Genomic DNA, 12576 nt, shown 5'->3' with positions numbered 1-12576 from the left:
TTTTGCCCTGTAATTTAAAAAAACAGAAAACCATGAAAGATCTAGTTGCAAAAATCAATGCAGAAATCGAAACATTTAAAACAGAATCAGACTCTCTAATTGAAAAAGGAGTTAAAGCTGCAGGAGCTAGAGCTCGTAAATCAACATTAGAACTGGAGAAACTTTTGAAAGAGTTTAGAAAAGTTTCGATAGAGGAATCTAAAAAATAAATTCATTCTTACTTTACTTAATTAAGCCTTTCAGATTTCTGAAAGGCTTTTTTTCTGATATCCATCTTTTACAATGTGCACTATTTGCAAGGTAAAATGATGAACAAAACTTTATTTAAGAGTAAAAATTACCCTCATTTTCTTAATCCTATCTTTTTAAGATATTTGACATCTATGAGAACCTTTTCAGTACTCAATAATTTCACACGAAGTACTATTTATACAATTTCTATTTCTTCTTCTTTGAACCAACCAAAATCTAATAGATTATTTTTTAATTTCATTGAACTATCTGTATAAGCTACAATAGCTAAACTTTCTTTAGCTCTACTACAAGCTACATAAAAGAGTCTTGAAGTACGATCAATTCCTGTTTCGTCACCATTTGCAATATTTTTATTATCAGCTGGAGTTAGTGATTTTGTTCCAAACAACTTATCATAGCTGAACATAAAACCTCTTGCTTCAACATCATCAATTACGACCATGACTCGATCAAATTCTAAGCCTTTTACACCTTGATGTGTTCCAAAGCCTGAATTTTCAGATATGTAATCATTGTATTTCATTATCTCATTAAAATTTGCATTCAATGCGGTATCCCATGCAAGCAATAATTTATCATCTTCCTCTTCCTCAGTACTAGTTTCTTCGATAGTTATACTAGAGCGATCTATAGCCAACATTAATTCGGTAGGTAATTTGAATAATTTTGAACCATTGACATTCTTTAATATTTCTAATAAGGTTGGAGATTTTTCATCGTCCCAAAGTTTAAAAAGATTTGCAACATTAATATTTGCCGTTTTTAATATATTAATTTTATTACTTTCATTTTTGATATTTTCCTTGTCAAAAATGGGTGATTGTTTTTTAATAATATTAGCTATTTCAAAACTATTATTGGCTTTATGAGCTACAATAAGAGGTAAAATCGTTTTAATGAAAAAATTAACCGACGCAGAGTTACCATCTATTAGGCCAGTTTTCATTTTTTCTATAGAATACAAAGGATTAAAGAAAGTTGAAAATCCCATTCTTACAGCGGCCATGTGATGCTCAAGAGTAAGAGTTTTTACCGAAATATCGTTTTTATTACTTGAAGTATTCTCACTTGTCCATTTAAAATCTTTAGTGATCGAACACATTTTCTGTTTAATTGATTCTTCAGTAGATAATTTATCTAGTCCCCTTTGAACAATAAAAAATCTTACAGTACCACCTGAATTTTCAATTCTTGGAATTTGTTTTTGTTTATCGCCATCCTCTCTAATTTTATTGATTAGTTCAATTATTCTAGATTTAGAACGGTGGTTCATTTGTTTTGCCGGTTTTAGCCAGTCGGGTGGCAAATTTTCTTCTAATTTCTCTTTACCATCACTATAAATACGTTGCATAGTATCGCCAAATAATCCCAACGAGATTTTTTTACCGTTAAGTGATTGCAAGGAAAATAAAGCCTCGATCAGTTTTTTTTTGGTATCTTGACTTTCGTCAATTAAAATAATTGGGTATTTATTAATTAATATTTGTTTAAACAAATCCTTCGAAGCTATAAAATGAGAGGCAATTGAAACTACCTCAGCGTGATTTAACGAGTCTTTTGTTAAATTATCGCCATTTGGATTGTAGATAAATTTAGAAATTTTAGGTAACGATTCAAGTCTCTTGATTTTAGATTCAATCTTTTTTGTATTAGTAACAGATGTTTTATTATTGAGATCAGTACTTTTAGACAGTTGTATGTTTAATTCATCTATTGATTTATTTAAATCTATAGTTAACCAAGGCTTTATATCTGACGTAAAATTTTGAATTAAATTCCAACAAAAACTATGTATTGTACTAACTTCAAAAATGGGATCATAAGCTAACCTATGATTTATTTCATCTGCGGCTGCATTTGTATATGTAATTATTGCAATCCTTTTATTTTTTAACCTAAATTCTTTAGCGTAATTTTCTCTAAATCGATCTAACACATTTACTAATGTACTTGTCTTACCTGATCCTGCACCTGCAAAGAGAAAAAAGCTTTTAAGATTAGCAGGATTGATACAATCGTAAATTTCATCATCAACATTTTTATCAATATCATTATTGTATATAGTCATATTCCCTATGTTTAATCAATTTTAACATTTTTATTTACCTTCAGTTGTTCTTCCAGCCAACTTAATCCCTCTGCAATATATTTAGGTGTGCTTAAGCTTTCAGGATCTTTAAAATATAATACATCTAATGCAAATTCTGCTTTTTTTGCACCGTCTGCATTAATTGCATTATAGGCTTTTGTAGCACTATTAATTATATCAGTTTCAATAGCTGCTTCAACCATTTTTTTTAGCAAGCCTGCTGCATTAGCAATTGATTTAAACGTCTCAATATTTTCTACTACTAGTGCATCCTCAAAAGTGTATGGATAAATCTTTTTACCTTTTACAACTATTTCATTTTGAAAGGCAACTCTAATTGGATTATCACCTAGAACTTTCTTTTCATATTTTAAAGCCAATAATTTATCTATACTACTAAGTTTTGGATTCCAGTTTTTTAGCGTGTCATTATTAGTTTCTTGTTTTAATCCTTTTTTAGGTTGGCATTTTCTAAATTTATCTTTTGGAGAAGTTTTGGTGTTGTCACTATACTTTTCTTGTGAATCAATATCTGTAATTATCAAAGTTATCAAACCTAACTTTTCAATTAATGGTTTGAGGCGATGAGCATGACTTCCTCCAATTTCAAGAATAGTTACATAACAGCAATCCAGCACTTTGTGTTTATTCTTTATAAAATGTGGAATAAGCATTCTTTCTGCTGGTCCTTCTACAATGATTGCTGCATCTGCAAAAAACAAATCATTGTGAGTTGTATTGAGATATCTAATTACAAACTTCTCTGTTTCTTTTTCTTTTTTATTAGAACTATCAAAAACGGATCTTATACTTAATACCTCTGATGTCGGTATTATTAATGTATTATTTCGTTTAAAATATCGTAAACTCTCAAATTTTTGATGTGCAATATAACTTGAATGTGTACTTATAACCAATTGACTGATAAAATCTTTAGATTCTCCCAAATCAGGATGTTTTCTCAAAACACTATACGCTTTCTTAATAAAAACTTGCTGAACCTGAGCATGCAAATGAGCCTCAGGTTCTTCAATTAGAATTAGGTGAAGAGGCTCTATAATATCATTGTCTTCATTTGCTGTATTTCCTTTACGCATCCATTCATCCCTATATCGCATTAATTTGAAAATTATTGAGATTAAGTTTTGGTATCCTAGTCCATTGTATTTCTCTGGAAGAGATAATCCATTGTCTACTTCATATCTAACGGCAGATTCATGTTCTAGTCCGTCAGCGGCTCTAATGAGTGAAGATAAAGTTATTTGAGGATTACCAAAACCAGGATAATTCAAATCTTCTAGTTCTTTAAGAGGGTCTTCAAATCTGGTTTTTAAATTGCTATCAAAAACTAATTGAGCATCGTTTAATTTTTCTAATGCATCTAAGTCATTTATTGTTGGAGCGATTGAAGGATTAAGATGTTTGTCATAATAGGTACGTAATTGTGAGGAAAGGTTTCTAGAATTTTGCGATTCAGCATTTTCTGAATTGGGATCACTAAAGCCTCTCTGTGCGTTAATTGTGTCAATCTTAATTAATCCCTTAAGAGGATTACCTTCTAAGGCAATATTATATTCAGTTAATTCTTGATCTTCATCGGATTTTTTAGGGTCTAGAATATAGGTTTTTATTTCAAATAAAGAATTTAGTTTTTTTTCACAGAATTGCCAGAAATCTTCAGGCCATAATTTAACTTTTTTACCAGAATCATCATTTAGTTTATTTGCTTTGCTTCTATTTAAGGTATAATCTTCAATTAATGTTTCAATACTCTTAGGTTGAAAAATTAATCTAATTCCTAATAATCCACCTTCCCAATCCAGAGTAGGAATTAAATGACTTACATACCTTAACTCAGAAGTCTCTACATTTATCCATAAATCCAGTGATGGTAAGTACGGTTCCAGTAATTTTATACTTTTATCTAATTCTGATAAATTAGGATTTGTGATCCATGTTTGAGCGATTTTATTTAACTCAGTCCAATTAGAAATTGTAAAATCTTGTGTTTTAAATTCCTTTCTTTTTAAAAAAGTTATTAAAGCATCCATCGCAGTGGTTTTTCCACTATTATTTGCCCCAACAAATATTGTTTCTCTTTCGGAAAATTCAATTTTACAGGAATGTAATTTTCTGAAATTTTTAATTTTTACAAAGTCTATTCTCATTTATCATTTTTTTAATTGCAGTTATTTCAAATTTTATAAAATCATTAACTAGAATTTTAAACCACAAATAAAGCAGTCCATTGGTTTTATATTTAATCATTTACAAAATCAAACATATAAAACCAATGCTGTATTATTTTACGGTTTTCCGTAATCGAAATTATAAAGGGAAAATTAGTTCTTTACTCCATATAAAGAACCAGTAGAATTACCTGCTTTTTACGTATATCAAAAAAAGATCTTAAAGCACGATCTATAATTATAAACCTTAATTTTCAATAAGTTTAAAGAAATCGGAAAGCTTAATATTTCTTGCTTCACAAATTTTCTGAAGAGTATTTACAGGGATATTGTAATCAACCTGATCAGGTATCAATGCAGTATTTTTAATTTTTCTAACAATACTTTCTTCAATTCCATGATCTAAACCAAAGGCACGTTGAGACTTATAACTTTTAATCCAGTTATTAAAAATGTAAGTACATATTATTTTATTTGTCTCTGCCATTATAACAAAGTAAGTCTAATGCAAAAAAAATAATGCGTACGAAAATGCGCGTTTTAAATTATTTTGTTATATTTGTAATGAAATACATATTTTTGCGATTCTTCATATAAAATATTTGAAGCATTCGCTTTGAAACTTGCATTAAGAAACTGGAAAATTTTTAAGCGCGCAAGATGATAAGTGTTAATGCTCACGCCATATTAATATTGGCGTGGGCTCACTTGTATGCGCGCGGGTCATTCCAGTACCTTTAATGCATGATAAGTCGAGAACAACCCACGCCATATATTTTTCTCCTCTTTCTTTCTTAGCAATTCTTCCTTATTTCAATGTTTCAAGTTTAAAAACATTATTCAACCATGAAATAATATTGCCTGTGAATTAAAATCTAGTTTTAAGTTTTAACATAAAAAATGGCCCTCTATTTCGTCGCCAAACAACCATAGAGGACCTACAGCTAATCAAATCATATTTAATTAACCAATCCCAATATTATGAATTATTTTTCATTTTACAAGGATGGAAGAGCTCTTTATTGCCTAATTTTTATGGGCATTTGTTTCGCTTTTTCATCATCTTTTGCCAGTACAAAACGGCATTTTAGAATTATACCTCAGCAGTCTCAGGTCAACGGAACTTTAACTGATGGATCGGGTCCTATTCCCGGGGTAACTATTTCAATTAAGAATAAATTAAATTCTACTTCGATATCCGATTACAGCGGGCAGTATTCAATTGCCGCATCCCCATCGGATACGTTGATTGTTTCTTTTATTGGATATAAAACGGCGTATGTTCCTGTAAATGGACGCAAAATTGTAGACGTTAAACTTGTTTACGATACCACAACACTACAGGAAGTACGAGTCAATGCTGGATATTACACTGTAAAAGAAAGTGATCGAACCGGTAACATAGCACGCATAACATCCAAGGATATACAGACTCAGCCTGTCTCTAATGTTCTTTCCGTGATGCAGGGACGTATGCCTGGAGTAAACGTAACTCAAAACACAGGAATGCCCGGAAGTGGTTTTACAATTGAAATCCGTGGAAAGAACAGTTTAAGATCTGAGGGAAACAATCCACTGTATATAATTGACGGAGTACCCTATTCCTCGCAAAGTATAGGAAGCACCTTTACATCATCAAATATGCCTGCTGAGAACAGTCCGCTAAACAGTATTAACCCATCCGATATTGAAACTATCGAAGTTTTAAAAGATGCTGATGCTACTGCGATTTATGGTTCCCGAGGAGCTAATGGTGTTGTGCTAATTTCAACAAAAAAAGGCGCAGAAGGCAAAACTTCATTTTCTGCTTCGTATGTATACGGACTCGGCAGGGTAACCCGTTTTAAAGATGTCTTAGAGACACCACAATACTTAGAAATGCGTCGTGAAGCTTTTGCGAACGATGGTGTCACGCAATATCCCGCATCTGCTTATGATGTTAACGGCACGTGGGATCAGAATCGAAACACAAACTGGCAGAAAGAATTAATCGGTGGTCTAGCTGGTTATACTAATCTACAGGCTTCGATCTCAGGAGGATCTTCTCAGACAAATTTTCTATTAAGCGGAAACTATTCCAGAGAAACTACCGTCTTTCCCGGTGATTTTGACTACGTTAAAGCGGGTGGTCATTTGAATCTTAATCACGAGTCGGAAAGCAAAAAGTTCAAAGTTAATTTCTCAGCGATATATACTGCACAATTTAGCAGTCTGCCATCTGTTGATCTGACGCAGATTTCGACCAGATTGGCACCAAACGCACCTGCCCTTTATGATACTTCTGGAAATCTTAATTGGGAAAACAACACCTTTGCTAACCCTGTCGCTCCTTTAGAAGGAAAAACAAAAGGCTCCACTTATGACCTGCTGGCAAATGTATTGCTATCATATAAACTAGGCTACGGTTTTACTATCAGCAGCAGTTTTGGTTTCACGGACCTGCGTCAGGAACAGCTAAATTTTCAGCCCCATACCATTCTAAATCCCTTTTTCGGCCTTGGAAGCGAAGCTTCCTCACTCTATACCAATCTTATAAACAGGACTTCCTGGATTGCTGAACCACAGTTAACTTATAAAAGCAGTTACGGAAAAGGGGATATCGAAGTTCTTATTGGTACTACCTTCCAACAGCAGAAGGGAGATCGCCAGCTAAATAATGCAACAGGATTTGCCAGCAATAGTCTTATGGAAAATCCTTCTTCTGCTTCAACCTTTAGAGTTGTGAGCAGCGATCAGAACTTATATCGCTATAATGCCATTTTTACAAGAATAAATTTTAACTGGGAAGGAAAATATATTCTTAACCTAACAGGAAGACGCGACGGTTCAAGCAGATTTGGACCAGGAAGGCAGCTTGCAAATTTTGGCGCCATAGGAACAGCATGGGTTTTAAGCGAAGAAAATTATATAAAAGAGAATCTCGGTTTCCTAAGTTTTGCAAAAATACGGGCAAGCTACGGAACAAGCGGCAACGACCAGATAGGAGATTATCAATTTTTAGACACATATAGCACTTCGGGACTTAGTTATTCAGGGATTTCAGGATTACAGCCAAGCAGATTGTTTAATCCAAATTTTGGATGGGAAACAAATCTGAAATTTGAATCAGCATTAGAAACTGGTTTTTTAAACGATAGAATTTTTACGACTGTTTCATGGTTTACAAATAAATCATCAAACCAGCTTGTAGGTGTGCCTCTTCCCGGCACCACAGGTTTTCAATCCATACAGGCTAATCTTGATGCGGTGGTTCAAAATAAGGGCATAGAATTTACTGTCAGAACGCTGAATCTAAAATCTGAGCAATTCAGCTGGACCACAAATTTGAATTTCACCAGTATTAAAAATAGATTGATTTCTTTTCCTGGACTTGCTGTCTCAACATACAAAAATCAATATGTAATCGGCATGCCGCTTAATATTCTAAAAGTTTATCAGTACACTGGACTTGATCCTGCAACAGGAACATATCATTTTAATGATGTTAATGGCGACGGCGTTTATACTGCCGCTGATGACAAACAGACAATAAAAAACCTGAACCCTAAGTTTTACGGGGGATTACAAAATCAGTTCCGATACCGTAATCTGAATCTCGATTTTTTGTTTCAATTTGTCAAGCAGGAAAATTTCAATGAAAATTATGCCAATCCGATGCCTGGTACAATGTCTAACCAGCTGTCAGGAGTAACTGACCATTGGATGAATCCTGGAGATTCCGGACCTTATCAAGGATACAGCAACAGTAACAGCCTACGAAATCTGGCCAACAGCAGGTATTCACAAAGTGATGCTTCGATCAGTGATGCCTCTTATATAAGACTGAAAAACATTTCATTGTCTTATCAGCTTCCCAAAGAATGGACAAAAAATTTTAGCTGCAGACTTAGCTTTCAGGGACAAAATGTGCTCACTTTCACTAAATACAAAGGAATGGATCCTGAATTTAGATCCGCTGGATATCTTCCTCCCCTACGAATTTACAGTACGGCTGTAAATATAACCTTCTAACTTAATTATTCTCAGATGAAAACATTTAAACTAAAAATAAAAGTTTTAATGAAACAGGCATGCTTTGCAGCACTGTTTGCAAGCTGTCAAAATTTTACTGATGTAGAACTTCCGTCTTCACAATTAACCAGTGATGCGGTCTTTCAAAATAAAGCCACTGCTGAAGCGGCAATGGTTGATATTTACTCAAAAATCCGAGACCGGGGTCTTTTGACGGGTTTTCCGTCAGGGCTTTCCAGGCAGCTTGGATTATATGCCGACGAACTGCAATATTATGGCACATCAGGAACTGCACAGGATTATTTTTATCAAAATACACTGCTGGCTACAGGTCCGGAAATAGCAGAATTATGGAACAGCAGTTACAATCAGATTTATGCGGCAAATTCAGTTATTAAAGGAATCTCAGGTTCAGTTTCTCTTTCTGCTTCCGATTCAGGGCAGCTTACCGGTGAAGCCTTGTTTGTCCGTGCAATGATACATTTCTATTTGGTAAACTCATTCGGACCGATTCCTTATGTTACTGAAACGGATTATAAAAAAAACAGCTCCTTGCATAAAACCCCCGAAAATGAAGTATATAGACTCATCAAAGAGGATATGCAGCAGGCGGCTAATCTCCTTCCTGTAAATTATGCTGGAACTGACAGAGTTAGGCCCAATAAAGCTGCTGCTCAGGCAATGCTGGCCAGAATATGCCTCTATATGGAACTTTGGGAAGAAGCTGCGAACTATGCCTCTGCTGTTTTAAATCAAAAAGAATTGTATATCTGGCCTGTTCCGCTGGATTTAGTTTTTCTAAAAGACAGCCGTTCCACCATTTGGCAGTTAATGCCTGTGACAGCAGGCAGGAACACCTACGAAGGGAATATTAACATTTTCACGCAGGGCCCGCCGCCTTCGGCCGCTATTTCTTCAGAACTCTTAAATGCTTTCAGCAGCAAAGACCAGCGTAAAGCACAGTGGATTAAAGTGGTGACTAATGGCAGTTCAACCTGGTATCATCCCTATAAATATAAAAAACAGTCTTCTACGGCGGCTTCTGTCGAATATTCCATAGTACTGCGTCTTTCGGAACAATATTTAATTAGAGCTGAAGCCCGTGCTCATTATGGGGATTTAATTGGGGCAAAAGAAGACTTAAATAGGATACGGAATCATGCAGGATTGGAAAATACGGCTGCTCTTACCTCATCAGAAATAATTGATGCGGTACTCGCTGAGCGCCGTCTGGAACTTTTCACCGAACATGGACACCGTTTTTTTGATCTCAAAAGAACAGGAAGGCTTAACTCGACACTATCATCAGTCAAGCCCCAATGGAAGAATACCAGCCGTCAATTGCCTCTTCCTGAATCTGAATTATTGCTGAATACCAATCTAAATCCCCAAAATGAAGGCTACTAAAATATACAATGATTTTTTTACCTGGATTACCTGTTTCATTTTTTGGTTAGTAACCTGTCCCGCCATTCTGGGACAGGCCAGCCAAAAAAAAATCCTTACAACAGATGATTATAAGCTGTGGAGCTCTATTTTTCCTGACCAGATATCAAACAACGGAAACTGGACTAGTTACCGGCTCCAGTATAAATACACTGATAATGATACACTCTTTGTGCAGCACACTTCAGATCAAAGCAAAAAAAATATTTTCCCTAACGCTTTAAAAGGAAAATTTAATGGCGAAACAGATTTTGCCTGCATAGCGAAAAGCATATTTCGATTAGTGAATCTTAATACGGGGAAACAGTTTGAAATAGCGGGAGCAGAACGTTTTGAATTTTCAGCAGATCAAAGATTCGTTACCCTTATTATTAAAATGCCTGAAGGGAAGAAAAGACTTGAAATCAGAAATACCGATGGAAAGTTACTATCGGAGATCCTGAATATCAGCCGTTACTATTTTGATCCCAAATTGACAGGCATCGCGTACAGTACAGCAGATAAAAATATCTTTAGCCTCGAGGTTCTTATGTTCAGTGATTCCGCTGCAAAAAAACGACTTGCTGAAAATAGTGATGCCTCGTATCAGAATATTATCTGGAAAGAAGATGCCATAGCTTTTATACAAAATAAAAAACAATATCCTGTGCTGTATAATTATGATCTGAAAAGAAAAAAACTTCAGTCTTTAAAATCGTCGGATCTAAATTCAGTGTGTCCCAACATGACCATTTCTACTTCAGAAAATACAAATCCGCTGCATTCCGCTGACGGGTCAAAAGTATTTTTTTGGCTGAGAGAACCTCAGGACAATAACAAACAAATTAAAGAGAATGAAGTCGAGATACGAAATTCCAGAGACAAACTTCTTTTTGACTTTCATGAATTTTCTCCATATTATACATGGTCTGATAAACTGGCGGTCTGGAATTTAAGTACTAATACGGTCCGCCAGATCACCGATAAGAATTTACCTAAAGCATTTTTAAGTCCTGATTACAATTATGCTTTTCCTTACGATCCCGCTGCCTATGAGCCGCAAAGTATGCAGTCATGTCCATATGACTTATTTGCGCTGGATTTAAAAAGCGGGGAAAAGCATATAATTTTTAAAAATCACTATCCAGGCAGCACACTTTCAGCTTCTCCTGATGGAGCTTACTTGTGTTATGCAAAGGACGGGCAATGGTGGATCTTTGACATTCGCAAAAAAAAACATACCTGCATAACATCGAAAATTCCCGCTGTTTTTCGAGACGAAGACGCGGACAGGCCAAAATCGAATTCCTATTACGGACTTGGGGCATGGACCACGAATGGACAAATTATACTATATGACAGATACGACCTATGGTTAATTTCTATGGACGGAAAAATCAAAAGAAGACTGACTAATGGAAGAGAAATTCAAAAAGTATTCAGGATCAAACACCTGGATATTGAAATAACCTATGGCGATATGGAATTTAAAAAATACATCGTTGATCCTGCCAAAGGTATCCTGATGTCAACAGAGAATAAAGAGACAGGCGCCAGTGGTTTCAGCTGCTGGGAACCAAAATCCGGAGTAAAAGAACTGGTATGGAGAGATAAGAAAGTGTCACATATAAGTAAGGCCCAAAATAAAGCGGCCTACATGTATGTCGATCAGAATTTCACAAGCCCGCCCAGATTGATGCTTTATGACAAAAGCGCTAAAGAGATTGTACAGACAAATAAACAGCAACATCATTACCACTGGGGCAGAAATGAGCGAATAGAATATACAGTTAATAATAGAAAAGTAAAAGGGGTTTTATTCTATCCTGCAAATTATCAGCAAGACCGGAAATACCCTATGATTGTGTCTATATACGAGCGCCAGTCTCACAAATTAAATGACTATGTAAATCCATCTCTGCTGTCTGAAGACGGGTTTAATACCCCCAATTTTACGCTTCAGGATTATTTTGTGCTATATCCGGATATCGTATATGAATTCGGTAATTTACGGGAATCTGTCACTAAAAGCATACTTGCGGCAGTTGATTCCGTAGTACAGAAAGGAAGTATAAAGCCTGACAAGATAGGATTAATCGGGCATTCCTTCGGCGGTTATGAAACCGATCTGGTCATCACTCAGACTGACCTGTTCGCAGCAGCGGTAGCGGGAGCCGCCTGGACCGATCTTGTCAGCACCTATCTGTATATCGGGCCATTATTTCGTAAGCCTAATTTCTTTAGAACGGAGAACCACCAGATCAGAATCGGAAAATCCCTGTATGAAGATATGCCAGCTTACCTGAACAATTCTCCTGTGCTTTTGGCCGGAAATATAAAAACGCCTCTTTTAGGATGGGCAGGAGAAGAAGACCGTCAGGTTCATTCCCTTCAGAGTAAGGAATTTTATCTTGCGTTACGACGATTAAACAAAGAGCATACGCTGCTTATTTATCCTAATGAGGAACATCAAATCAACAGCAAAAAAAATGCGGTTGATTTAAGCAATCGGATAATGAAATGGTTTGACTATTACCTAAAAAACGGCGTTCGGGAAGATTGGATGAAGGCTGACTATAATCGTTAATATATAAAAATACCGCGGTA

At 35.3% G+C, this 12576-nt stretch carries 7 protein-coding genes; 4 read left to right on the top strand and 3 right to left on the bottom strand.

The genetic code is table 11. From position 1 onward, the window contains the following. Positions 1-32 precede the first annotated feature (32 nt). A complete protein-coding gene (locus FLP_RS10725) occupies positions 33-209 on the top strand; it encodes a histone H1 (protein WP_065450242.1) in 177 nt (58 codons plus the stop codon). Positions 210-427: 218 nt separating this feature from the next. On the opposite strand, the gene FLP_RS10720 is transcribed toward FLP_RS10725, so the two are convergent. The 3 genes from FLP_RS10720 to FLP_RS10710 form a co-directional block, all read right to left on the bottom strand. Further along, a complete protein-coding gene (locus FLP_RS10720) occupies positions 428-2323 on the bottom strand; it encodes a UvrD-helicase domain-containing protein (protein WP_065449518.1) in 1896 nt (631 codons plus the stop codon). A gap of 11 nt (positions 2324-2334) precedes the next feature. Further along, positions 2335-4512 (bottom strand): ATP-dependent endonuclease, encoded by a 2178-nt coding sequence (locus FLP_RS10715; RefSeq protein WP_065449517.1) that lies wholly within the window; start codon positions 4510-4512, stop codon positions 2335-2337. A gap of 268 nt (positions 4513-4780) precedes the next feature. Then, positions 4781-5020: a hypothetical protein gene (locus tag FLP_RS10710; protein WP_065449516.1), complete on the bottom strand. Its 240-nt coding sequence runs from the start codon at positions 5018-5020 to the stop codon at positions 4781-4783. Positions 5021-5568: 548 nt separating this feature from the next. Between FLP_RS10710 and FLP_RS10705 the strand changes: the two genes are divergently transcribed. From FLP_RS10705 to FLP_RS10695, 3 genes are read left to right on the top strand one after another with little or no spacing between them, the layout of a single operon-like run. Then, on the top strand, positions 5569-8544 hold the full coding sequence (locus FLP_RS10705) for a SusC/RagA family TonB-linked outer membrane protein (RefSeq protein ID WP_243397567.1): 2976 nt from the start codon (positions 5569-5571) through the stop codon (positions 8542-8544). Between the two features lie 15 nt (positions 8545-8559). Further along, positions 8560-9951, top strand: a complete 1392-nt coding sequence (locus FLP_RS10700) for a RagB/SusD family nutrient uptake outer membrane protein (protein ID WP_065449514.1) — start codon at positions 8560-8562, stop codon at positions 9949-9951. Further along, a complete protein-coding gene (locus FLP_RS10695) occupies positions 9938-12556 on the top strand; it encodes a S9 family peptidase (protein ID WP_065449513.1) in 2619 nt (872 codons plus the stop codon). Before FLP_RS10700 ends, FLP_RS10695 begins: the two co-directional genes overlap by 14 nt. The last annotated feature ends 20 nt before the right edge of the window (positions 12557-12576 follow it).

It is taken from the genome of Flavobacterium piscis, from assembly GCF_001686925.1.
GTDB lineage: Bacteria > Bacteroidota > Bacteroidia > Flavobacteriales > Flavobacteriaceae > Flavobacterium > Flavobacterium piscis.
The sequence above is the reverse complement of the archived record's forward strand: the minus strand, read 5'-3'. Positions and strand labels throughout refer to the sequence as shown.